21 protein-coding genes are annotated in these 23,216 nt (G+C 67.5%); 14 read left to right on the forward strand and 7 right to left on the reverse strand.

Annotated elements, in window-relative coordinates; genetic code table 11:
• Window positions 1-24: 24 nt before the first annotated feature.
• Window positions 25-981 carry a diacylglycerol/lipid kinase family protein gene (locus tag AC59JP_RS19815; protein ID WP_497327510.1) on the reverse strand — a complete coding sequence of 319 codons (957 nt, stop codon included), beginning with the start codon at window positions 979-981 and terminating at the stop codon, window positions 25-27.
• Between the two features lie 46 nt (window positions 982-1,027).
• Here AC59JP_RS19815 and AC59JP_RS19820 point away from each other — a divergent pair, with 46 nt between their 5' ends.
• Window positions 1,028-1,465 (forward strand): hypothetical protein, encoded by a 438-nt coding sequence (locus AC59JP_RS19820; protein WP_497327511.1) that lies wholly within the window; start codon window positions 1,028-1,030, stop codon window positions 1,463-1,465.
• A 3-nt stretch (window positions 1,466-1,468) separates the two neighbouring features.
• On the opposite strand, the gene AC59JP_RS19825 is transcribed toward AC59JP_RS19820, so the two are convergent.
• Window positions 1,469-2,086 (reverse strand): acid phosphatase, encoded by a 618-nt coding sequence (locus AC59JP_RS19825; protein WP_497327671.1) that lies wholly within the window; start codon window positions 2,084-2,086, stop codon window positions 1,469-1,471.
• A 172-nt stretch (window positions 2,087-2,258) separates the two neighbouring features.
• Between AC59JP_RS19825 and AC59JP_RS19830 the strand changes: the two genes are divergently transcribed.
• Window positions 2,259-3,815 carry a DHA2 family efflux MFS transporter permease subunit gene (locus AC59JP_RS19830; RefSeq protein WP_497327512.1) on the forward strand — a complete coding sequence of 519 codons (1,557 nt, stop codon included), beginning with the start codon at window positions 2,259-2,261 and terminating at the stop codon, window positions 3,813-3,815.
• A gap of 53 nt (window positions 3,816-3,868) precedes the next feature.
• The gene (locus AC59JP_RS19835; protein ID WP_497327513.1) at window positions 3,869-4,660 is read left to right on the forward strand and encodes a ParA family protein; all 792 of its coding nucleotides are present in this window, start codon (window positions 3,869-3,871) and stop codon (window positions 4,658-4,660) included.
• A gap of 4 nt (window positions 4,661-4,664) precedes the next feature.
• On the opposite strand, the gene AC59JP_RS19840 is transcribed toward AC59JP_RS19835, so the two are convergent.
• Both AC59JP_RS19840 and AC59JP_RS19845 read right to left on the reverse strand, forming a co-directional pair.
• Window positions 4,665-5,891, reverse strand: coding sequence for an Rv3212 family protein (locus AC59JP_RS19840; RefSeq protein ID WP_497327514.1), 1,227 nt, complete (start codon window positions 5,889-5,891; stop codon window positions 4,665-4,667).
• Between the two features lie 12 nt (window positions 5,892-5,903).
• Complete coding sequence (locus AC59JP_RS19845) at window positions 5,904-7,526, reverse strand: DEAD/DEAH box helicase (RefSeq protein WP_497327672.1); 1,623 nt, start codon at window positions 7,524-7,526, stop codon at window positions 5,904-5,906.
• 251 nt (window positions 7,527-7,777) lie between these two features.
• Between AC59JP_RS19845 and AC59JP_RS19850 the strand changes: the two genes are divergently transcribed.
• A complete protein-coding gene (locus AC59JP_RS19850) occupies window positions 7,778-8,458 on the forward strand; it encodes a ferritin-like fold-containing protein (RefSeq protein ID WP_497327515.1) in 681 nt (226 codons plus the stop codon).
• Window positions 8,459-8,569: 111 nt separating this feature from the next.
• Entirely contained in the window at window positions 8,570-8,812 is a 243-nt protein-coding gene (locus AC59JP_RS19855) for a DUF3107 domain-containing protein (protein WP_497327516.1), read from the forward strand.
• A gap of 76 nt (window positions 8,813-8,888) precedes the next feature.
• On the opposite strand, the gene fasR is transcribed toward AC59JP_RS19855, so the two are convergent.
• Window positions 8,889-9,545: an HTH-type transcriptional activator FasR gene (fasR, locus tag AC59JP_RS19860; RefSeq protein WP_497327517.1), complete on the reverse strand. Its 657-nt coding sequence runs from the start codon at window positions 9,543-9,545 to the stop codon at window positions 8,889-8,891.
• Window positions 9,546-9,690: 145 nt separating this feature from the next.
• Here fasR and AC59JP_RS19865 point away from each other — a divergent pair, with 145 nt between their 5' ends.
• The 3 genes from AC59JP_RS19865 (at window position 9,691) to AC59JP_RS19875 (ending at window position 12,860) form a co-directional block, all read left to right on the forward strand.
• Window positions 9,691-10,749, forward strand: a complete 1,059-nt coding sequence (locus AC59JP_RS19865) for a DUF3152 domain-containing protein (RefSeq protein ID WP_497327518.1) — start codon at window positions 9,691-9,693, stop codon at window positions 10,747-10,749.
• Window positions 10,750-10,762: 13 nt separating this feature from the next.
• Window positions 10,763-11,935, forward strand: a complete 1,173-nt coding sequence (gene moeZ, locus AC59JP_RS19870; RefSeq protein WP_497327519.1) for an adenylyltransferase/sulfurtransferase MoeZ — start codon at window positions 10,763-10,765, stop codon at window positions 11,933-11,935.
• Between the two features lie 70 nt (window positions 11,936-12,005).
• Entirely contained in the window at window positions 12,006-12,860 is an 855-nt protein-coding gene (locus AC59JP_RS19875; protein WP_497327520.1) for a TIGR02569 family protein, read from the forward strand.
• Here the strand turns inward: AC59JP_RS19875 and AC59JP_RS19880 are convergent.
• A complete protein-coding gene (locus AC59JP_RS19880) occupies window positions 12,844-13,521 on the reverse strand; it encodes a FadR/GntR family transcriptional regulator (RefSeq protein ID WP_497327521.1) in 678 nt (225 codons plus the stop codon). The two genes, AC59JP_RS19875 and AC59JP_RS19880, sit on opposite strands and share 17 nt — an antisense overlap.
• Before the next feature lie 84 nt (window positions 13,522-13,605).
• On the opposite strand from AC59JP_RS19880, the gene AC59JP_RS19885 reads away from it, so the two are divergent.
• The 6 genes from AC59JP_RS19885 (at window position 13,606) to AC59JP_RS19910 (ending at window position 21,364) form a co-directional block, all read left to right on the forward strand.
• Window positions 13,606-14,844: a CynX/NimT family MFS transporter gene (locus tag AC59JP_RS19885; protein ID WP_497327522.1), complete on the forward strand. Its 1,239-nt coding sequence runs from the start codon at window positions 13,606-13,608 to the stop codon at window positions 14,842-14,844.
• A gap of 143 nt (window positions 14,845-14,987) precedes the next feature.
• Window positions 14,988-16,469, forward strand: a complete 1,482-nt coding sequence (locus tag AC59JP_RS19890; protein WP_497327523.1) for a nitrate/nitrite transporter — start codon at window positions 14,988-14,990, stop codon at window positions 16,467-16,469.
• The gene (gene nirB / locus AC59JP_RS19895; protein WP_497327524.1) at window positions 16,469-19,018 is read left to right on the forward strand and encodes a nitrite reductase large subunit NirB; all 2,550 of its coding nucleotides are present in this window, start codon (window positions 16,469-16,471) and stop codon (window positions 19,016-19,018) included. The genes AC59JP_RS19890 and nirB overlap by 1 nt, the downstream gene beginning before the upstream one ends.
• An 86-nt stretch (window positions 19,019-19,104) precedes the next feature.
• On the forward strand, window positions 19,105-19,488 hold the full coding sequence (gene nirD, locus AC59JP_RS19900) for a nitrite reductase small subunit NirD (RefSeq protein ID WP_497327525.1): 384 nt from the start codon (window positions 19,105-19,107) through the stop codon (window positions 19,486-19,488).
• Entirely contained in the window at window positions 19,485-20,645 is a 1,161-nt protein-coding gene (locus tag AC59JP_RS19905) for a uroporphyrinogen-III synthase (protein ID WP_497327526.1), read from the forward strand. Before nirD ends, AC59JP_RS19905 begins: the two co-directional genes overlap by 4 nt.
• A complete protein-coding gene (locus tag AC59JP_RS19910) occupies window positions 20,642-21,364 on the forward strand; it encodes a sirohydrochlorin chelatase (RefSeq protein WP_497327527.1) in 723 nt (240 codons plus the stop codon). Before AC59JP_RS19905 ends, AC59JP_RS19910 begins: the two co-directional genes overlap by 4 nt.
• Here AC59JP_RS19910 and AC59JP_RS19915 read toward each other — a convergent pair.
• Entirely contained in the window at window positions 21,321-23,060 is a 1,740-nt protein-coding gene (locus tag AC59JP_RS19915) for an NTP transferase domain-containing protein (protein ID WP_497327528.1), read from the reverse strand. The genes AC59JP_RS19910 and AC59JP_RS19915 overlap by 44 nt on opposite strands.
• Window positions 23,061-23,216: the final 156 nt, after the last annotated feature.

Here is a 23,216-nt window from a genome sequence, read left to right on the forward strand (position 1 = left end):
GAATGCGATTGCTTCGACTGCAGGTCACGAACGTGCGGGCGCCACCACGTCCAGCGCGTCGGGTGCCGAGAAGAATTCGACATCGGTACGCATTCCCAGGTAATCGCCGTCGATCTGCAGCGCCGTCGGCTCACTGGCTCGAATGCGCACGGACGTCACGTCGTCGTCTCGCATCAGGTGCTTGGAATGTGGTTGCCCGTTGCGTACGAGCAATTGCCGCGCCACGCGCAGTGTCGGAAGGACCTTGGTGGTCTTCATCGCGAACACGCCCAGTCCGCTGTCGAAAGACGTGCTGGGATTGGTGTGCACGGGCCGTTCGTCGAAGAACGTCCACGGATTCGAGTTGGTCACGAACGCGTAGTGAACGCCGTCGACGGTGCGCCCGTCGGGCAGCTCGACCGTCAGTCGCGGATCGCGACTCTTGTTGCGGAAGAACGTGCGAACCGTCGTCCTGACGTATTTCGTGGGCGAGACGATGCCCCCGCCGCTGCGCGAGGAATCGATGGCCGCGCACACGTCGGCGTCGAGCCCGAGACCGCCGTTGAACAGAAACCACCGTTTGTCGCAGTGACCCAGCCCGATTCGTCGCCGTGAATTGCCCTTGATCAGATCGATCAGTTGATTGGTCGCTTCCACCGGATGGTTGTCGATACCCAGCGACCTAGCGAACACGTTGGCCGACCCGCCCGGGACGACCGCGACCGGGGGAATGGGCCCGATGGTGACGGACTGCATCGAGGTCGGGGCGGGCACCCCGAGGAGGCCGTTCACAACCTCGTTGACGGTGCCGTCGCCGCCGTGGACGATCACCATGCCGGTGCCGCCGAGACGCGCCTGACGTGCGAGTTCGGACGCGTGACCGCGGTGGGTTGTGTGCGCTACCGACAACTTCACTCGGCTCGACAGTGCGTGGACCACGAGGTCGCGAACACCCGCTGTTGTCGACGTGGCGTTCGGATTGACGATCAGCAAAGCTCGCACGGACCATCACCCTAGTGCCCGCGGTGGGGTGATCTACCCTGGACCGGTGCCGACCAACCTGCCCGTCCCCGCACCGATTCGGTGGGCGGGAATCCTGGTCGCACTCGAGGGGTCGGTGGCCGTCGGTGTCGCTGTCGTGCTGCTGGTCCGCAGCCTTCTCGGACACGAGCAGTTCGTCGCGAACGGCTACGGGACGTCGCTGTGGTTCCTCGTTCTCGGTGGCGGTGTCGTCGCCGGTGGCGTCGCACTCGCGCTCGGGCGTCGATGGGCACGAGCCATCGCGGTGGTGGCGCAACTGTTGCTGCTACCGGTGGTGTGGTCCCTGCTGACCGATTCGCATCAGCCTCTGTGGGGTTCGCTACTCGGCGTGGTGGTGGTCGCGATCCTGGTTCTCCTCTTCAGCCCGCCGGCCACGCAGTGGCTCGCTCGCGACTACATCCCCGGTGACGACATTCCCGGCGACGAAGTGGATGCGCGCGACTGATCCTCACTCCTCGCGTGGAGTGCGCGAGTCGACGTTGTGGGTGATCACCTGACGATACGAATGCTCGTATCCGACAATCGAATACGAGGCAGGGTCGAGCGCGAACCGCTTGCCCTCGGTGGCCGAGAGCTCTGCCCAGCGTGCGATCAGCACCCGGGAGAAATGCCCGTGGCCCACCAGCACGACATCGCGTTCCGACAGTGCCGGTTCGGCGACGGACAGCACCATGTCCGCGCGCGCGGACACGGCATCCACGGTCTCGCCCCCCGGGCACGGATGAGTCCACACCGTCCAGTGCGGAACGTGGACCCTGATCTCCGGTGTCGTCAGCCCCTCGTAATCGCCGTAGTCCCACTCGCCGAGCGCGTCCCAGGTGCGGTCGACCGCCAGACCCGCCAACTCTGCGGTGTGAGCGGCGCGCCGACGCGGACTGCTGATGACGAGCGGATCGAGCAGCCCGAGTTCGTCCAGCAGGAGCCCCGCTGATCGTGCCTGGCGTTCGCCGTACGGCGTGAGCGGGATGTCGGTCGTCCCGGTGTGCCGCCCGCCGGCCGCCCACTCGGTCTCGCCGTGACGCAGAAGAACAAGCCGTCGCTGCTCGCGTTCCATGACGGCAATCATGCACGTCGATCCGGGGCGCTCGGCCCTGGTCGCCTGGATCGGCGACATCGGTCACCGGGGGTAGAATCCTTCGGAAATTCGGTGGCACGGGGCGCCGATGCGGGGTTGAATCCACGTCGACGCCTGTGGTCCGGAATGCCGCGCGCGAAAGCCGCCGAGACGAAAGATGCTCATGACCGACACGTCGAAAACCACTCACCCGTCGGATTCACCCGAGAGTCCGGCCGCCCCGCCGCCTCTCGACGCGGCGGTGCTCAAGATCGCCGCCGTCATCGTCATCGGCGCGATCATGTCGATCCTCGACGTGACCGTCGTCAGCGTGGCGCTCCCCACCTTCGCCTACGAGTTCCAGACGTCGTACGCCAACGTCGCGTGGACGATGACGGGTTACACCTTGGCGTTGGCCACCGTCATTCCCCTCACCGGGTGGGCCGCCGACCGTTTCGGGACCAAGCGTCTGTACATCCTGGCTCTGGTTCTGTTCGTTCTCGGGTCCGTGCTGTGCAGCTTCGCGTGGGATGTCACGTCGCTGATCGTGTTTCGCGTGCTGCAAGGCTTCGGTGGTGGCATGTTGATGCCCCTCGGGATGACGATTCTGACCAGGGCCGCGGGTCCGGAGCGCATCGGCCGCCTGATGGCCGTGCTGGGCGTCCCGATGCTCCTCGGCCCGATCGCCGGGCCGATCCTGGGTGGATGGTTGATCGACGCCGCGAGTTGGCACTGGATCTTCCTCATCAACGTGCCGATCGGTGTGGTGGCACTCGCCGCCGCGGTGATGATCCTGCCGAAGGACAACGCCGAACCGTCCCAGTCCTTCGATTTCGTCGGAATGCTGCTGCTGTCACCGGGTCTCGCGCTGTTTCTCTTCGGTGTGTCCTCGATTCCCGAGACCCAGACCGTGATGGCGACCCGCGTGCTCGGTCCCGCGATCGTCGGGCTGATCCTCGTTGTCGCCTTTGTCTTTCACGCCCTGCGCACGCAGCACCCGCTGATCGATCTGCGGTTGTTCCAGAACCGCAGTCTGACCGTGGCGGTGGTGGCGATGAGCCTGTTCGCCGTCGCCTTCTTCGGAGCGGGTCTGCTGTTTCCGAGCTACTTCCTCCAGGTTCGCGGTGAAACCACTCTCGCCGCAGGACTGCTGCTCGCGCCGCAGGGGCTCGGAGCCATGGTGTCCATGCCCATCGCCGGCCAGCTCGCCGACCGCATCGGACCCGGAAAGATCGTGATCGTGGGAATGGTGCTGGTCTCCGGCGGCATGTTCGTCTTCACCCAGTTGGGATCGACGACGTCGTACGGGCTGTTGCTCGGCGCACTGTTCGTCATGGGACTCGGCTTGGGTGCCTCGATGATGCCGATCATGACGGCGGCGTTGCAGACGCTGAACGACGCGTCCGTCGCTCGGGGCTCGACGCTCATGAACATCGTGCAGCAGGCGGCCGGCTCGGTCGGCACGGCAGTGATGTCGGTGGTTCTGACGAACCAGCTGCAATCGCGCGAACTGGCGTCGGCCGCCATCGCCGCGCAGCAGAATCCGGAGGTGGCGGCCTCGCTCCCGACGGGTGCAGCCGACACCGGACTCGCCCAAGCGGCGGATGCGTTCGGCAACACGTTCATGGTGGCCCTCGTTCTCATCGTGATCACGTTGATTCCGGCATTCATGTTGCCGCGCAGGAAGTTCGACGCCTCGACGGACTCGGGCACGGGCAAGCCGGCCGTCGCCCTGCACTGATTCGGCGTGGGTCGCCCTCGCTCGGGCCGTCGAACTGGGGAAGGATGAACCGGGTGACGACGATTCTGGCTGTGGCCAACCAAAAGGGTGGCGTCGCCAAGACGACGACCGTGGCGTCTCTGGGGGCTGCTCTGGCGGGACTGGGCCACAAGGTTCTGGTCGTGGACCTCGACCCGCAGGGGTCTCTGACGTTCTCGCTGGGGCACAACCCCGACCGACTCGAGCAGTCGGTGCACGAGGTGCTGACGGCTGGTGTTCCTGCCGCGGACGTGCTGCTCGACACCCGCGAGGGCGCGCAGCTCCTACCGGCGACCATCGATCTGGCCGGGGCGGAGGCACTGTTGCTGATGCGGCCGGGCCGCGAGCACACCTTGGCTCGCGCGTTGAAGCCCATCGTGGACGACTTCGACGTCGTGATCATCGACTGCCCGCCCTCGCTCGGTGTGCTGACTCTGAACGGGCTCACGGCCGCCGACTCGGTTCTGGTGCCCCTGCAGTGCGAGACGCTCGCGCATCGCGGTGTGGGGCAGCTGCTGCGGACGGTGTCCGAGGTGCAGCAGATCACGAACCCGGGGCTGACGATGTTGGGCGCACTGCCCACGCTCTACGACGCACGAACCACACACAGCCGCGACGTGCTGGCCGACGTCTCCGACCGGTACGACATCGCCGTCCTCGACCCGCCCATCCCGCGCACCGTGCGCTTCGCCGAGGCGTCCGCGTCGGGAGCGACCGTGCTCACGGGGCGCAAGAACAAGGGTGCGATGGCGTATCAGAGTCTTGCAGAACATCTTTCGGACCACTGGACCAACGGTGCGGAGCTGAAAACCTACTCGGCGGAGTAAGGGCTCACGCCAACGCGACCAGATCCGTTCCGCGCTGTTCGAGCACGGTGGTCCCGATGACCGCAACACCGACGGGACCCGTGTAGGCCCCGCGGTCCACCGCGATCGTGTTCTCGACACGTCCGGTGGCCGGGTCGGTGACTGCGAGTCCACCGGGCACGGGGAGCAGCAGTTTGCCTGCCATGACCGCCCCCGCGCCGAGCGCACCCGGTACCGACCACCGGACCGCCAGATCGCCCTGTGAGAGGCCGAGTGCAGCATTGCCGGTCCACCACGTGAGGACGTTTCCGGTCTGAATCACGTTGCGGCCGTCGTCGCCCGTGGTCGAGGCCGGCGCCGCCAGCGGCCATGCGGTCACGAAGTTCGAGGACCCGTCGAACACGCCGATCCGAGCGACTGCGTTCCCACTGGGCGGCAGGTAGAGGCACACGCGGTCACCCGCGACCGCAAGCACGCGCGCGCCCGAATCGCCGGGGGGAACGTCGGTCAGGATCGTGGAGCCGTACGGCTCGGGTTTCGAATTGTCCTTCGGCGCCGGATTCATCGTCGTCAGCCGCGGGCCCTCTTCGCCCGGACACTGTTCGAGCACGGAAACCCGGCTGCTGCTCGACGCCGACGACAGAAGTTGGCATCCCGAGCGTGGCTGATCGCCGGGATTGACCGGTGCGTCGACGCGTCCGTATTCGAGCGTGCGGACGAGATCGGACCGCCAGACTTCCATGCGCGTACTGCCGCGGGAGGTGACGTAGGTGCCATCCGTGGACAGCGACACCGGGTCGTCGGCGTCGCTGGTGCGCTGCGCCGTTCGCGCACCCGTGGAACCGTTCAGCTCGGTGACCTGCCCGCATCCGCGGTCGTCCGCGTACACCGCGACGGCCGTGTTCCAGGCCGCGATCACCGAGCACAGGTCGACGTCGCGGTTGTACGACCACACCGTGGCTCCGGACGTCGGATCCAGTCCCTCCACCGAATTGCCCGACGACGCGACGACGGTTCCGCCCGCCGTCACCGGCGCCGGACCCGTCGTGTCGGACCGATGCCACGTTTCCTGGAGACGTGCCGGAACCGACGTCGCCGGAGCGGGTGTCGTTGCCGGGGTGGCAGCCTCCGTGGACGTGGTTCCCCGCGCGTCACTGCTGAACCACACCAGCGCAATCGCAGCAATCACGACGAGCGCGATGGCTGCGGCCACCGCCGTGTCGACGCGCGTGCGGCGTTCGGGTGCGATCACAGGCGGGAAGGGTCAGTCCGCGGCGGGAGCCGATGCCGACGAGCGGCGACGGCGGCGACGGCGCGGTGCCGACGCAGTCTCACCGGACGTCTCGGGTGCAGCGTCGCCGGACGACGAGCCCGACTCGGCCTCGGGCGCGTGGCCCGCACCGGACTGACCACCGCGGGTGCGGCGGCGTGAACGAGACCGTCGGGGCTCACTCGGCCCGTCGGAACCACGCTCCCGGCTCGCCTCGGGGTTCTCGTCGGACTTCTTCGTAGCCTTCTCGGCGACGGGCTTGGCGACGCTGCCCTTCGCGTCGACCGGAATGTTCAGCTCGGTGTAGAAGTGCGGCGAGCTCGAGTAGGTCTCGACCGGATCCGGGATGTCGAGTCCCAGTGCCTTGTCGATGAGCTGCCAGCGTGGGATGTCGTCCCAGTCCACGAGGGTGACGGCAATGCCGGTGCGTCCTGCGCGGCCGGTGCGGCCGATGCGGTGAACGTACGTCTTCTCGTCCTCGGGGCACTGGTAGTTGATGACGTGCGTGACGTCGTCGATGTCGATTCCTCGTGCGGCGACGTCGGTGGCCACGAGCACGTCGATCTTGCGGTTGCGGAAGGCGTTCAGCGCCTTCTCGCGCGCAATCTGCCCGAGGTCGCCGTGGACGGCGCCGACGGCGAACCCGCGCTCGGCGAGGTCGTCCGCCACTTTCTGTGCGGTCCGCTTGGTGCGGGTGAAGATCATGGTGGCGCCGCGGCCCTCGGCCTGGAGGACTCGGGCGACCATCTCGGCCTTGTCGAGTGCGTGTGCGCGATAGACGTGCTGAGCGGTGCGCTCGTGGATCGAGGACGAATCGGCTTCCTCGGCCCGGATGTGCGTCGGCTGCGTGAGGAACGTGCGGGCCAGGGTGATGATCGGGCCGGGCATGGTGGCCGAGAACAACATGGTCTGGCGTCCTGGAGCGGAACCTGTGGAGCGACCCGAAGGTCCTGTAGGGACCATTCCGAGGATGCGCTCGATGTCGGGCAGGAAGCCCAGGTCCAGCATTTCGTCGGCTTCGTCGAGGACGAGGACGCCGATCTTGCCGAGAATCAGGTGGCCCTGCTTGGCCAGGTCGAGCAGCCGACCGGGGGTGCCGACGACGACGTCGACTCCGTTGCGGAGGGCTTCGATCTGCGACTCGTAGGGGCGACCGCCGTAGATGGACAGCACCTCGACGTGCCCGCGGGTGGAGTGCAGGTGCTTCGCGGCGTTCTCGAGGTCGCTCGCAACCTGCACGCACAGCTCGCGCGTGGGAACGATGACGAGTGCGCGAGGCGTGCCGTCGAGATCGATGGTGCCGGTGCCGTTGGACTGGCCCGAGGCCAGACGGTGGAGCAACGGGACGCCGAATCCGAACGTCTTGCCCATACCCGTACGAGCCTGACCGATGAGGTCGTCTCCCGCGAGTGCGAGCGGGAGGGTCAGCTCCTGGATGGCGAAGGTACGTTCGATTCCGATCTCGTCGAGGGCGCGGACGATCTCCTCGCGCACTCCGAGCTCGGCGAAGGTGGGCGGTACGTGGGTGGTGTCGATGGTCGCGGTGACGGTGGTCCCCACAGGGGCGTCCTCGGATTCGACGGTGATCTTGCTCAGTGGCTCGGCCTTTCTCGTGATTCGCTTGCGCGCACGAAAGGGGCCAGGCCGAGATACGGCCGATGTCGATGCCCTCGATCCGGCAATGTTCTCCCGGAGCCCATCGCAGTTGGCGGGGCTCCGACCGAGAACGCGAATCAGGTGCGCGCGCAGTGTCTGTCGAGCTGGTGACGGCATGCCGCAACGTAGCTCTGAACCTATTCTACCTGGTGGTACGCCCCGCGAGTCGCAAGCCCGCTCCGGACGGCCCGGCGGCGGTAGTGTCTGCGGGCATGGGAGCCAATCCGTCGAACTCGACCGCATCGTCGGTCGCAGCCGATCATCCGGGGATCATCAGCCTGTTCGGCGTTCTCGCCTACGGCGAGATCTCGGCGTTCTATCGCCTCGTGGAAGACGCCCGGTTGTCACCGTCGCTGGAAGGGCGCATCGCCCTGGCCAGCATGGCAGCCGCCGAGATGAACCACTTCGAGGCGCTCGAAGCGGCCTTGCGTGATCGCGGGCGGGACGTTCTGTCCGTCACGGAGCCCTTCGCCGGCGCTCTCGACGCCTATCACGCGTCGACGACCCCGTCGACGTGGATGGAGGTCTTGGTCAAGACCTACGTGGGCGACGGATTGGCCGCCGATTTCTACCTCGAGATCGCACACAGCCTCCCCGACGACGTGAGCGCGACGGTCCGGGAAGTCCTCTCCGAGACCGGGCACTCCGAATTCGTGGTGCACGAGGTGCAGGCTCGCGTTGCCGCGAGTCAGCAGGACAAGGATCGGTTGATGCTCTGGGGCAGGCGCCTGCTCGGTGAGGCCATCACCCAGGCCCAGTTCGTCCTGGCCCAACGCGAAGAGCTGACCGACCTGGTGATGACCGCGTCCGGCGACTTCAACGGGATCGTGGCCCTCTTCGACCGCATGCAGGTGCGGCACGCGGAACGGATGACCGTTCTCGGACTCGTCTGAGACTCGTCGATCGGCGACGCGGTGTTCGCTCAGGGCGTGTGCGCGTCATGGACGTCTGCACTCGGCTCTGCACTAGCCTGAAATCGACAACGTGATGACTATGTTCGGAGGTTGACCGTGGAGGTCAAGATCGGTATCGCGGACAGCCCGCGAGAGCTCGTCGTGAGCAGCACCCAGACGCCCAGCGAGGTCGAGGCCCTCGTGTCCACCGCGTTCGGCGGCGAGGGAGTCCTGTCCCTGGTGGACGAGAAGGGCCGCAAGTACCTCATCCCGTCCGCGAAGGTCGCCTACGTCGAGATCGGCCCGTCCGACGCCCGGCGTGTCGGTTTCTCCTCGCCCACTCCGCAGGCCTGACGAGCACACTCCATCGACACACGAAGAAGCCCCGCAACGATCCGTCGGCGCGGGGCTTCGTCGTGCAGTGGGCCGACTACTGACCGGATTGAAGCGGCACTCGCGAGAGCCCACCCCAGGCCAAGGTCACCGTGGTGTCGACGGCCTCCTCCTTGCTGATGGGGCGGTCTGCCTCGAGCCAGTACCGGGCAGTGAACTGACTGGCCCCGACCAACCCGACGGCGAGAATGCGCGCTCGGTGCGGGTCCAGGCCCGAGTCGTGGCTGACCAGGTCGAACACGGCGTCGACACACGCTTCGGTGGCCTGGTCGACGCTGCGCTGAACCTGCGGGTCGCCCATCAGATCGGACTCGAAGACGAGGCGGAAACCCTGCGAATCGTTGTCGACGAAGTCGTAGAACGCGTAGACCGCCGCACGCACGCGGCGATTGTTGTCGGTGGTGGAGCGCAGAGCCTGGCGAACCCCGGCGATCAGGCTGTCGACGTAGCTCTGCAGAACCGCGAGATACAGGTCGAGTTTGCCCGGAAAATGTTGATAGAGAACAGGTTTGCTCACACCGGCGCAATCGGCGATTTCGTCCATGCCGGCGGCGTGATAGCCGCGGGCGACGAAGATTTCACTCGCTGCGCTGAGAAGCTGTGCGCGGCGCGCGTCGCGTGGCAGGCGGGCGCTGCGGCGGTTGCCTCCAGCCGGACTGCCCACGGAAGAACTCCGATCGGCGACGTCAGTCATGAATGTTCAGGTTCCCCTCCGCTGCGTCGATGTTCGGCTCCGGGTCTCGGGGCTTCGTCGGTCTGCAGCACTCTCGGTCAGATCGTGACGACATTACCCCGGCGCGCCAGAGGTGCGTCTCGGTTGCGTATGAGAACCTGGATCGATGAGTGACCGCGGGGGAATTCGAGACCCACGGGCGGACTCCGTGCGAACGGACCGCCACTTCGGCGAACCGTCGGGCGATCGCGCACGCAGGTCCCATCAGCCGCTCCGTGCTCAGTGGGACCCCACCGCCGTCGATAGTTCCCGCCAGCGCGCCGTTCGACCGGAACGCAGCGCCAAGAAGCGCAGCCGGCTCGGGCGGTTCACCTCGACGTACGGCTGGCGCGCGTACGCCATTCCGATTCTCGTCGTGGTGACGATCCTCGTGGTGATCGACGCCGTTCGGGATTCCGGTCCGTTGGCGTCACCGACCGCGTCGGTCGACTCCGACCCCGGATTCGGCGCGTTGAGCGATCCCAGTTCGTCGACCGGTGTGGTGGGGGTCCCGCCACAGGGCGACGGGAACTTCGCCGACACCATCCCGTCCGGCGCGCTGCCGGACGGAGGGCCCTTCACCGAGCAGGGTGCGGGAACCTGGCACATCGTGCCCGGAACGAGTGGTCAGGTCGGGCAGGGGACCGAGAAGGTGTTCAGCTACTCCGTGGAGGTCGAGGACGGCGTCGACACCACCGGATTCGGCGGCGACGAATCGTTCGGTCGCCTGGTCGATCAGACGCTCGCGAATCCCAAGAGTTGGACCAACGATCCCCGTTTCGCGTTCCGGCGAGTCGACACCGGCGATCCGGATTTCCGTATCTCGCTGACCTCGCAGATGACCATCCGGCAGGCCTGCGGGTACGACATTCAGCTCGAGGTGTCGTGTTACAACCCCGGCATCGACCGCGTGGTTCTCAACGAGCCCCGGTGGGTGCGCGGAGCGATTGCGTTCCAGGGCGACATCGGCTCGTATCGCCAGTATCAGATCAACCACGAGGTGGGTCACGCCATCGGGTACGCCCAGCACCAGCCGTGCGAGACGGACGGCGGTCTCGCGCCGATCATGATGCAGCAGACGTTCGGGACCGCGAACAACGACATCGCGACGCTCGATCCCGCCGGTGTCGTGCCGATGAACGGGCTGACCTGCAGGTTCAATCCGTGGCCGTACCCGCGCGCATGAGCGGCTGTTCGACGTGAGCGCGACACTGCCACCGTTGGTGCAGCCGGACGGCGACCTCACCCGCGAGGACGTGGCCCGCTATTCGAGGCATCTCATCATCCCGAACGTCGGAGTCGACGGTCAGAAGCGGCTGAGGAGCGCGCGCGTGCTCGTGGTCGGCGCCGGGGGACTGGGGTCGCCCACGCTGCTGTATCTCGCCGCCGCCGGGGTGGGCACGCTGGGGATCGTCGAGTTCGACGTGGTCGAGACCTCCAACCTGCAGCGGCAGGTCATCCACTCCGAGTCCGACGTGGGCCGGCCCAAGGCGGAGAGCGCGCGCGATTCCGTCCTGGCGATCAACTCGTCCGTGACCGTGCGACTGCATCCCGATCGCCTGAGCGCCGACAACGCGGTGTCGCTCTTCGAGCAGTACGACCTGGTGATCGACGGAACCGACAACTTCGCGACGCGCTACCTGGTGAACGATGCTGCGGCGCTCGCGGGCAAGCCGTACGTCTGGGGATCGATCTTCCGGTTTCAAGGCCAGGTATCGGTGTTCTGGGAAGCCGCACCGGACGGCCGCGGCGTCAACTACCGCGATCTGTATCCGGATCCGCCGCCGCCCGGGTCGGTCCCGTCGTGCGCCGAGGGGGGAGTGCTGGGCGTTCTGTGCGCGTCGATCGGGTCGATCATGGTGACCGAGGCGATCAAGCTCATCACCGGTATCGGTGAGACCCTGCTGGGCCGACTGATGATCTACGACGCACTCGCGATGTCGTACCGCACGGTGACGTTGCGACCGGACCCCGCGCGAACACCCATCACAGAACTCGTCGACTACGACGCGTTCTGCGGGGTCGCCCCGGCCGTCGATTCTGCCGACGACGGAGGGATCACGGTCCACGAGCTTCGGGCGTTGATCGACTCCGGCAAGGAGTTCGCGCTGATCGACGTTCGCGAGCCGGTCGAGTGGGAGATCGTGCACATCGACGGAGCCCAGCTGATACCTCAGGAGCGCATTCTGTCCGGTGAGGCGCTGGCGGAGCTGCCGCAGGACCGACCGATCGTGGTCCACTGCCGCACGGGCATCCGCTCTGCAGCGGTGCTGGCCGCCCTGCGCGCCGCCGGATTCGCCGACGCGACGCATCTGTCCGGTGGCATCACCGCGTGGGCCACGCACATCGACCCGAGCCTGCCCGTCTACTGACTCCTTCATCCTGGTCCGTGCGGCGTTGCGTTCCCGGAAGTGACGCTCGTGCGGCGGTAGCGTGGGAAACGTGACGTCCACCGAGCCTCCCCAGCACGTCTGCGGCACGTTCGGGCTGCGTGACGTCCCCGCCGAACCGCTGGGAGTCGACTGGGACGGAGGCTGGCGTTTCGGCGACGTCGTTCTCTCGCCCGTCGCCGACCACGCTCGCGCAGCCTGGTCGGCGAAGGTCCGCGAGACGTTGGTGGTCGACGGGGTTCGCCTCGCTCGCCCGGTCCGCTCCACCGACGGTCGGTACGTGGTGTCCGGGTGGCGCGCCGACACCTTCATCGAGGGTGTGCCGGAGCCGAGGTACGACGAGGTCGTGTCGCTGTCGTCGCGTTTGCACGCCGCGACGGCTCAGCTCGAGCGGCCGCGCTTCCTGGTACAGCCGCCGGTGGCCCCGTGGGCGGACGTCGACGTGTTCGTGGCCGCGGACCGTGCGGCCTGGGAGCCGGTGCCGTTGCGGTCTGCCCGAGCGGGAGGTGCGACCGAGCCGACGTCGCCCGACGGCCGGCGCAGTGTCGAGTTGATCGGACAACTGGCCACCCTGCGCCGCGCCGTGACCTTGGAGGACCAACTCGTCCACGGCGATCTCTTCGGAACGGTGTTGTTCTCGGGCGCCCTCGCGCCGGGAATCACCGACATCACCCCGTACTGGCGACCTGCCTCCTGGGCTGCGGCGGTCGTCGTCGTCGACGCACTGTCGTGGGGCGGCGCGGACGACGGACTGATCGGCCGCTGGGACGGGATGCCCGAATGGCCTCAGATGCTGCTCAGAGCGGTGATGTTTCGGCTCGCTGTGCACGCGCTGCACCCGCGGTCGACGACAGAGGCGTTCGGCGGCCTCGCCCGCACCGCGGACCTGATCAGGTTGATTCTCTAGGTTCCGTCGACTCGACCAGCTCGGTGAAGAAGCATCGCGCTGCGTCCGCGGCGCGGTCGGGACGACCGTCGACGATCGCGCGAACGAGGGCGGCATGCTCGTCGTGCAGCGCGACACCGGTGCTCGACACGTGATGGACGATGGTCTCCTCGATCGTGGGGAGCAGCCGGTCGTAGACCTCGAGGTACACCTCGTTGTGACTCGCCGCGACGATGGCACGGTGCAGAGCGACGTCGGCGTCGAGCGCGGCGGCCAGGTCCGTCTCCCACAGCGATCGACGGCGTTCGAGCAGATCCTCGAGCACTGCGATGTCCGCGACGTCGCGCCGCTCGGCCGCGAGTGAGGCTGCCGTGGTGTCGAGCGCGCGGCGCAGTTCCACGACGTCGCGGTCGCGAGCCTCGGCGAAGTACTTGCCCAGAGCTGAACCGACGTCCGAGGTGGCGACGACGTAGGTCCCCGATCCTTGCCTGCGTTCGAGCATCCCGGCGTGGACGAGAGCCTGGACGGCCTCACGCACCGTGTTGCGTCCGGTTCCCGTGCGCTCGCAGAGCTCGGGCTCGGTCGGGATGCGGCTGCCGACGGGCCACACGCCGCGCGCGATGTCCTCGCGCAGCTGATCGGTCACCTGCGTGATGAGACTGTGGCGGCGTACCGGCTGCACTCGATGCCCTCCTGCGAGACGGGTGATGGACAAGACCTTAATACTCTTTGCGCCAAGTGATCGGGTCATCCTATGATTTGACGAATGAGCGCAGTCATCGTGGAGGATCCGACCGCACGCACGTCCGCGCGTCCGTTGATCCGCGGTCGTGCTCTCGTGTTCCTGGCGCTGATCCTGTCCGCCTTCACACTGCGGTCCGCCGTGACGTCGATGTCTCCGCTGTTCGGACGTATCAGCGACGACCTCGGTTTCGGACCGGGAGTGATCGGGCTCCTCGGCATGGTCCCCACCCTGATGTTCGCGGTGTTCGGGGTTGCGACGCCCGCAATTTCGCGCCGCATCGGTCTCGAATGGACCGCGCTCACGGCCATGATCGCGGCGACCGTCGGTATAGCGCTGCGCGCCTTCGCGCCGAACGTGTCGACGCTGCTCGGTGTGTCGGCGCTCGCGCTGGCCGGTCTCGGAATCGGCAACGTCGTCATCCCGCCGCTCGTCAAGCGCTACTTCTCCGACCGGCTCGCTCTGATGAGCACCGTGTACATCAGCTTCCTCCAGCTGAGCACGATCGTCCCGGCCCTCACCGCCGTCCCCGCCGCAGATCTGGGCGGGTGGCGGTTCTCCATCGGAATGTGGTCGCTGGCGGCAGGCGCTGCAGTGCTGCCCTGGATCGGGATCGTTCTGATGCGCCGCAGCGAACCGGCCCGGACCGACGGAGTCGTCGCCGCACCGCACACCTCGATCCCCGTGTGGCGGACGCCGCTCGGCTGGGGGATGGCCACGATGTTCGCGATGACGTCGATGATCACCTACGCCATGTTGACCTGGCTGCCCGAGCTGCTGGTCGAGGCCGGCGCCGGTGAGCAGTTCGCCGGTGTGTCCGTCGCGGTGTTCGGCGCGATGGGGCTGTTGGTGTCCTTCGTCGCGCCCACCCTGTGCGAGCGGATGCGTAACCCGTTCCCGATCGTCGTCGGATGCGCCGTGTTCTACCTCGCGGGTTTTGCCGGTCTGATGTGGTCACCCGGCACGGCGACGATGCTCTGGGTGGTGCTGGTCGGCCTCGGGCCGACGACGTTCCCGATGTCGTTGACCCTGATCAACCTGCGCACCCGAACACCGGCAGGCTCGGCTGCGCTGTCCGGCTTCACGCAGGGAGTCGGCTACACCATCGCCTGCGCAGGGCCGCTGCTGTTCGGACTCCTGCATTCGGCAACCGGTGGGTGGGGCGCCTCGCTGGGCTTCCTGGCCTGTGGAGTGGCGGTGCTGCTGGTGGGCGCGTTCGCGGCGTGCCGGCCGCGGCTGCTCGAGGACGACCCGCGAATCTAGTCGTCTCACCCGCGCCTGCCGAAGCGCGTGAGGGCAAGTTCACTCCGAGGTCATCGCGTAACGCGTAGCGGCAACATCGTTTTCTTATCTTTGGTGCTTCCCAGAGACCCATTCTCTGAGTTCCGAAGACTAGGAGACCAGACGTGACCAGCACGCCAGAGGCCGCCACCGGAGCGCCGACCGCTCCCGCCGTCAAGAAGCACCACATCTCGAACTGGAACGCCGAGGATGTCGACGCGTGGGAGTCCGGTGGCAAGGACATCGCGCGGCGCAACCTCGTGTGGTCCGTCGTCGCCGAGCACGTCGGGTTCTCGGTCTGGTCGATCTGGTCGGTCATGGTGCTGTTCATGCCGATGAGCGTCTACAACATCGACGCGGCCGGGAAGTTCTTCCTCGTCGCCATGCCCACCCTGGTCGGCGCGTTTCTGCGTATCCCGTACACCTTTGCGACGGCGAAGTTCGGCGGCCGCAACTGGACCATCTTCAGCGCCTTGGTGCTGCTGATCCCGGTCCTGCTCACCATGTATTTCATGCTGAACCCGGCGTCCTACACGACGTACATGATCGTGGCGGCGTTCGCCGGCCTCGGCGGCGGCAACTTCGCGTCGTCGATGACCAACATCAACGCGTTCTACCCGCAGCGTGAGAAGGGGTGGGCGCTGGGTCTGAACGCCGGCGGCGGAAACATCGGTGTCCCCGTCATCCAGCTGATCGGCCTCTTGGTCATCGCCACCATCGGCAACACGGCGCCCGAGATCGTGTGCGCCGTCTACCTGGTGCTGATCGCCGTCGCCGCCGTCGGTGCGGCGCTGTTCATGGACAACCTCGACAACCAGAAGACGAATGCTCGGTCGATGGTGGACGTCCTGAAGTTCTCGGACGCCTGGTGGATCGCGTTCCTCTACATCGGGACCTTCGGCTCGTTCATCGGCTACAGCTTCGCCTTCGGTCAGATTCTGCAGATCAATTTCCTCGCCGGACTGGCCGACGGCGGACCGGTCACACCGGCACTGCAAGCCCAGGCGTCACTGCACGCCGCGCAGATCGCGTTCATCGGACCGTTGCTCGGATCGCTCTCGCGTCCCTTCGGCGGCAAGCTCGCCGACAAGATCGGCGGCGGAAAGATCACCCTGTACACGTTCGTGGCCATGATCTTCTCGGCCGGAATCCTGGTCGCGACGTCCATGACCGACGACGGAACCGCCGGCGCCGCAACAGGATCGATGATGGTGTCCTACGTCGTCGGATTCATCCTGCTGTTCGTTCTCTCGGGGGTCGGCAACGGCTCGGTCTACAAGATGATTCCCGCCATCTTCGTGGTCAAGTCCACCGAGTTGGTCGGCATGACCCCCGACGAGCAGGCGGCATGGTCGCGCCGGATGTCCGGGGCGCTCATCGGAATCGCCGGTGCCATCGGTGCACTCGGCGGCGTGGCCATCAATCTCGTTCTGCGAGCGTCGTATTCGGGTGCAGCCAAGTCGGCCACCATGGCGTTCTGGGTGTTCCTCGGGTTTTACGTGCTCTGCGCTCTGGTGACGTGGGCGATCTACCTTCGCAAGCCCCGCAGCGCCGTCGCGCCGAACTCCACTGCGAGCGATCCGAACGCGGCGGCGGTGTCCGTCTGATGAGCGGGCAGGCCGGAGGCCGGTCGGAGTCAAGCGGGCGACTTGGAACGAACAAACACGCGGTAGTGGTGGGGCACGGGATGGTCGGTCACCGGTTCGTCGAGACGCTGCGCGCCCGCGACGTCACGGACCAGTGGACGGTGACCGTCCTGTGTGAGGAGAACCTGCCCGCGTACGACCGCGTGGGGCTGTCGTCCTACGTCGGGAACTGGGACCACCGCGAGCTCGCACTGGCCGGAAACGATTACGCCGGTGACGAATCGGTCACCGTGCGGACCGGGGTGCGCGCGGCGCAGATCGATCGCGACACGCGCACCGTGCACACCTCCGACGGTGATCGGGTGCAGTACGACGCGCTGGTTCTCGCCACCGGTTCGTACCCGTTCGTGCCGCCGGTTCCGGGACACGACCTCGACCGGTGCTTCGTGTATCGCACACTCGACGACCTGGACGGGATTCGCGCACGGGCCGACGCCGCAGGGCCCGGCGCAGTCGGCGTCGTGGTGGGCGGCGGGCTCCTCGGGTTGGAGGCAGCCAATGCGCTGTCGCTCATGGGTATGTCGCCGCACGTGGTCGAGTTCGCACCGCGTCTGATGCCGATGCAGGTCGACGAGGGCGGCGGCGCTCTTCTCGCCCGGCTGGTGACCGAACTCGGTGTCACCGTGCACGTCGGCGTCGGCACGTCGAGCATCACCGACACCGGCGGCGGAGTACGCGTCGAACTCGCGGACGGTAGCGAGATCGACGCGGCGCTGGTCGTGTTCTCCGCCGGCGTTCGGCCGCAGGACGCCCTCGCGAAGTCGAGCGGTCTCGAGATCGGTGAGCGCGGCGGCGTTCTGACCGACTCACGCTGCGTGACATCCGATCCCGCGATCTTCGCCATCGGCGAGTGCGCGGCCGTGGACGGTCGTTGCTACGGACTAGTCGCACCCGGGTACAGCACTGCGGAGATCGTCGCCGACCGTCTGCTCGGCGGTGACTCGACGTTCCCCGGCGCCGACATGTCGACCAAACTGAAGTTGATGGGAGTCGACGTCGCCAGTTTCGGCGACGCACTCGCCACCGCGGAGGGCGCCCTCGAGGTCGTGCTGAACGACGCGGCCAAGGGCACCTACGCCAAGCTGGTCGTCTCCGACGATGCCCGAATTCTGTTGGGCGGCATCCTTGTCGGGGACGCCTCCGCCTACGCGACTCTACGGCCGCTCGTGGGACGAGAGCTGGCGGGCGATCCCGCCGCGTTGATTTCTCCCACGGGGGAGAAGATCGGCGCCGGAGCGCTTCCCGACGACGCCCAGGTGTGCTCGTGTAACGCGGTCGACAAAGGAACGATCTGTTCGGCCATCGCCGACGGCGCGTGCGACATCGCGTCGGTCAAGGCTTGTACCGACGCCGGAACCACGTGCGGTGGGTGTCTGCCCACCATCAAGTCGCTGCTTGCCGCGTCGGGTGTCGTGCTCTCGAAAGCGCTGTGTGAGCACTTTTCTCAGTCGCGTGCCGAGCTATTCGAGATCGTGTCCGCCACCGGGGTGCGTACGTTCTCGGGTCTCGTCGCGAAGTACGGCAGGGGAGCCGGATGCGACATCTGCAAACCCGTCGTCGCATCGATCCTGGCGTCGACGTCGTCCGACCACATTCTCGACGGTGAATCCGCGTCGCTGCAGGACACCAACGACCATTTCCTGGCAAACATCCAGAAGAACGGCACCTACTCGGTGGTGCCGCGCATGCCCGGCGGCGAATGCACGCCGGAGCAGCTGATCGTGATCGGCGAGGTGGCGCGCGATTTCGGTCTGTACACCAAGGTGACCGGCGGACAGCGCATCGATATGTTCGGTGCCCGCGTCGAGCAGTTGCCGGCCATCTGGAAGCGACTCGTCGACGCCGGGATGGAATCGGGCCAGGCGTACGGAAAGTCGCTGCGGACGGTGAAGAGCTGCGTCGGATCGAGCTGGTGCCGCTACGGCGTCCAGGATTCGGTCGGTATGGCCGTCGACCTCGAGAAGCGATACCGAGGATTGCGGTCGCCGCACAAGATCAAGTTCGGAGTCTCCGGCTGTGCCCGCGAATGCGCCGAGGCGCGCGGCAAGGACGTCGGAGTCATCGCCACCGAGAGCGGATGGAACCTCTACGTCGGCGGAAACGGCGGGCAGACTCCGGTCCACGCTCAGCTGCTTGCGTCGGGGCTCGACGACCACACCCTCGTGAAGTTCATCGACCGCTACCTGATGTTCTACGTGCGCACCGCCGATCGACTGCAACGGACGGCGCCGTGGATCGAGGCGCTCGACGGGGGACTCGACCACCTCCGGGCGGTGGTCTGCGACGACAGTCTCGGCATCGCGGACGAGCTCGAAGCGGCCATGGAGCGGCACGTCGCGGGATACCAGGACGAGTGGAAGGGCGTGCTGGACGACGAGGCCAAGCTCGCTCGGTTCGTGTCTTTCGTCAACGCTCCCGATCAGGAGGACCCGACGGTGATGTTCGACGACACCGGCGCCCGCAAGGTTCCGGTTCTGATGGGTATGCCGGCCGTGCGCGGCGGTCGTTGAGCAGCTGTCCGGTTCACACGCCGTGCCGACGGCCGTAACGACGAAGTAACACCGCACCCGTACAAATGGTGCACGGAGGAGGACTCATGACTGTGATCGATTCAGCGGTACGTTCGGACTCGTGGACACCGGCCTGCGCTCTCGACTCGTTGACGGCGAATCGGGGTGTCGCCGTCCTGCTCAGGGGTGGGCATCAGGCAGCGCTCTTCCGCCTCGAGGACGGCCGACTCTTCGCGGTGGGCAACATCGACCCCTACGGCCGTGCCGCCGTGATGTCGAGGGGAATCGTCGGGGATCGCGCCGGTGAACCGACCGTTGCGTCGCCTCTGCTCAAGCAGGCGTTCTCGCTCGTCGACGGGCGGTGCCTCGACGAGCCCGAGGTGGTGCTGCCGACGTTCGACGTCGACGTGGTCGAGGGAATCGTCCGAGTGAAGCTGCGAACCGACCGAGCGGAGAGACTGCCGACGTGAGTGCCGAGATCGTTCCCCGAGACTCGGCGGACAAACCCCTCGCCGGGTACACGGTCGGAATCACCGCCGCGCGTCGGGCCGACGAGTTCGCCACCCTGCTGACGCGGCGCGGCGCGGCCGTGGTGCATGCCCCGGCCATTCGCATCATTCCGCTCGCCGACGACACCGAGCTCGAGCGTGTCACCCGAGAGATCGTCGACGCTCCGCCCGACATCGCCGTCGCCACAACGGGAATCGGCTTCCGAGGCTGGATGGAAGCGGCCGACGGGTGGGGACTCGCGGAGCGACTCGTGAGCGCTCTCGGTGCCAGTCGATTGCTGGCGCGAGGGCCGAAGGCCAAGGGGGCGATCCGCGCGGCGGACCTTCGCGAAGTATGGTCGCCCGCGTCCGAATCGTCGGCCGAGGTTCTCGACCACCTGCTCGAGGAAGGTGTGGAGGGCAAGCGCATCGCGGTCCAGCTGCACGGGGCGACCACCGAGTGGGAGCCGATACCGGACTTCTGCGAGGTGCTCAGGTGTGCGGGCGCCACGGTGATTCCCGTGCCCGTCTACCGCTGGACGCCGCCCACGGATCAGGCGCCCATGGACCGCATGATCGAGTCCATGATCGCCGGCGAGCTCGACGCGGTCACCTTCACCAGCGCGCCCGCGGTGGCGTCGATGCTCATGCGCGCCAAGAGCAACGGAGTGCTCGAACCGTTCCTGCAATCGATGCGCGGACGCGTTCTCGCGGCCTGCGTCGGGCCGGTCACCGCCGCTCCGTTGGAGGCGTTGTCCGTGGACACCACCGCTCCGGCCCGCGCCCGGCTGGGAGCGCTCGCACGTCACGTCACCGACGAACTTCCGCGGCGCACCAAGTCGATGAAGGCCGGTGGCCACGTGCTGAGCGTTCTCGGCGGCTGCGTGGTCGTCGACGGTGAACCGCGCCAGGTCTCGCCCGCCGGCATGGCCATCGTCAAGACCCTGGCACGTCGCCCGGGTCGAGTGGTGTCGCGCGAGGATCTGTTGGCGGCCCTGCCCGGCGGCGGCGGAGACACCCACGCCGTGGAAACGGCCATGGCTCGCGTCCGGTCGTCCCTGGGTGCACCCAAGGTGATCCAGACCGTGGTCAAACGCGGATACCGGCTCGCTCTCGACGACTCCTTCGAGACGATATGACGGGCCCGGCGCTGGTCCTCGTCGCGCACGGGACGCGTAATCCGAAGGGAGTCGAACTCGTTGCCTCTCTTGCGGAATCGGTCCGGCCCCGCGTCGGTACGGTCCGCGTCGCGTTCGTCGACGTCCTCGGTCCGTCTCCCGAGGAGGTGCTGCGCGACTCCGCCCTCACGTCCCCCGTGGTGGTCGTGCCCGCGTTCCTTGCCTCCGGGTACCACGTTCATGTCGACCTTCCGCGCGAGATCGACGCCAGCGGACACGCCGACGTGCACGTCACTCGGGCCCTCGGTCCCGACCCGGCGCTGGCCGCAATCATGCTCGAGCAGCTTCGGCGCGCGGGATGGCGACCCGGTGATCCGGTGGTGCTCGCCGCGGCAGGCTCGTCCGATCCGCGCGCGGTGTCCGATGTGGAGCGAGCGCGTCGGCAGCTCGCCGACGCGGCCTCCACGACCGTGGTCACCGGCTACATCGCCACCGGCCGCCCGCGCGTGCCGTGCGTGGTCGCACGGTTGCGTGCGAACGGCGCCGACCGCGTCTTCGTCGCGTCGTACCTGTTGGCTCCCGGTCTGTTCCACACACGCCTGCGCAACTGCGGTGCGACCGCGGTGACGGAGCCGCTCGGTCGGCACGAGGGCGTGGTGGACCTGCTGGTCTCCCGTTACCGAGAGGGTGCTCGGCTCATCGAGTCGGCAGAGGCAGAATCTCGACCCGGTCGCCGCTGACGGTTCCCGGCGGTACGACGGCGATCCCGTCGCACCCCACCAGATCCGCGAGATGCGCGGTCCGTGTCGATTCGGTTGCCCACCAACGACCTTCATCGTCCCGGTAGGTCGGAACGAGACGCGTCGCGGTGGACGTCGTCGGCGGGTCGGGCATCACCCCGGTGGCGTTCGCCCCGGACGTGACACCGGTCAGGGCCGCCGCGATACTCGGTCCGAGACACAGCAGCGTCGCGACGGCGGCGTAGGGATTACCGGGGAGGCCGAACACCACGCGCCGGCCGGGCAGAAGGGCGATCACCGACGATCCGCCGGGCCGGCACGCAACCGAGCCAACGACGATGCGAGCCCCGGCGCGGTCGAGCGCACCGCGCAACCGGTCCGCCGCACCGCCTCCGGTCGCGCCGACCACGATCACCACGTCCACGTCGGATGCTGCCGTCAGAACGTCGTCGAATCCGTGTTCGGAGTCGAGTGTGTGCACCTCACCGTCGGGCCGAAATCCGCAGGAGCGCAGGAAGCTCGGCAGAACCGGGCCGATCGAGTCTCTGATCTGACCGTCGGCCAGCGGGCCGCTGGAACGAACCTCGTCGCCGGTGATCACGGTTCGGACCGTGGCCGGCCCACGAATCACCACGGTGTCGACGCCCGCGCTCAGCGCGGTCGAGAGGACGGTGGGGGTGACCGCGATCCCCGGCGGCGCCAGCACGGCTCCCGCGGTCCAGTCCTCGCCCGTATGCCGGGTGTCGTTGCGAGCGGGTGCATCGGGCGCGAGGTGCAGCAGGTCGTCGTCGACGACGACGTGCTCGTCTCGGACCACCGACGTGGCGCCCTCCGGTACCCGGGCGCCGGTCGCGATACGGACGGCGGTCCCCGAGGGGAGTGGCGCAGCGCCGGCGGGGCCGGCGAACACGATGTCCGCACGCACGGTCCAGGGTCCGTCGCCCGCCACCGCGTATCCGTCCATAGCCGAGGTGTCGAATCGGGGAAACGCTGTGTTGGCCCGAAGTGGTTCGGCGAGAACTGCATTCGACGCCGACCCCACGGAGGCGGAGCGAGCGGGCAACAGCGGAACCGTCGACCGCACCCGGTGTCGCGCGTCCCGGACGGACAACGTGGCCCGGCCGAGGGCATCGTCGAGGTCGGTCGCGGTGTCGATGTCCTCCGTGCGGGCCGTTCGGACCGTTGCGACCTGCTGGGGGAGAAGCGATCTCATCGAGCGACCCGACACGCCTGTGCCGTCGCCGAGGGCCCGACGGAGTGCGTTCGCTCGCCAGACGCCGTACAGGTACTGAATTCTCCCGTCGACGTCGGATGCGAACACCGCGTCGATCGACTCGTTCGATGACAGGTGCTCGACGAGAACCTGCACGTCGGCCTCGGTCACCCACGGCATGTCGGCGGCGAGGACGACCACCGGCGTCCCGTCGTCGGACGGCCGGTGGTCGAGGGCGGCGACACCGGCCGCCAGTGCGGCCACGGGTCCGCCGTGTGCGGGATCCTCACGCACCCATATCGGTTCGCGTGTTCCCCCGGCCAGCTCTCGTCGCGGACCGACCACCACGACCCGGTCGCACGAGGCGACGGCGGCCACCGCGCGGTCGAGCAGCGAGGTGCCCGCAACGACGAGGGCGGGTTTGTCGGTGCCCCCCATTCGGGTGCCCCGTCCGCCGGCGAGGACGACTGCATCGACGGGCATGCACCGAGCCTAGCGATCGTCTCTGTCAGTCCGAGTGCGCCCGACTGCGCGGTGGTCCCGACAGGGCGCAACGGCCACCGTTCGAAACAGACCCGGCCATGCCGACCACACCGATGACACTCAGGACCAGAAGCATTCCAATGATGAACATGAGCC

It is taken from the genome of Rhodococcus sp. 320_ES, from assembly GCF_059691855.1.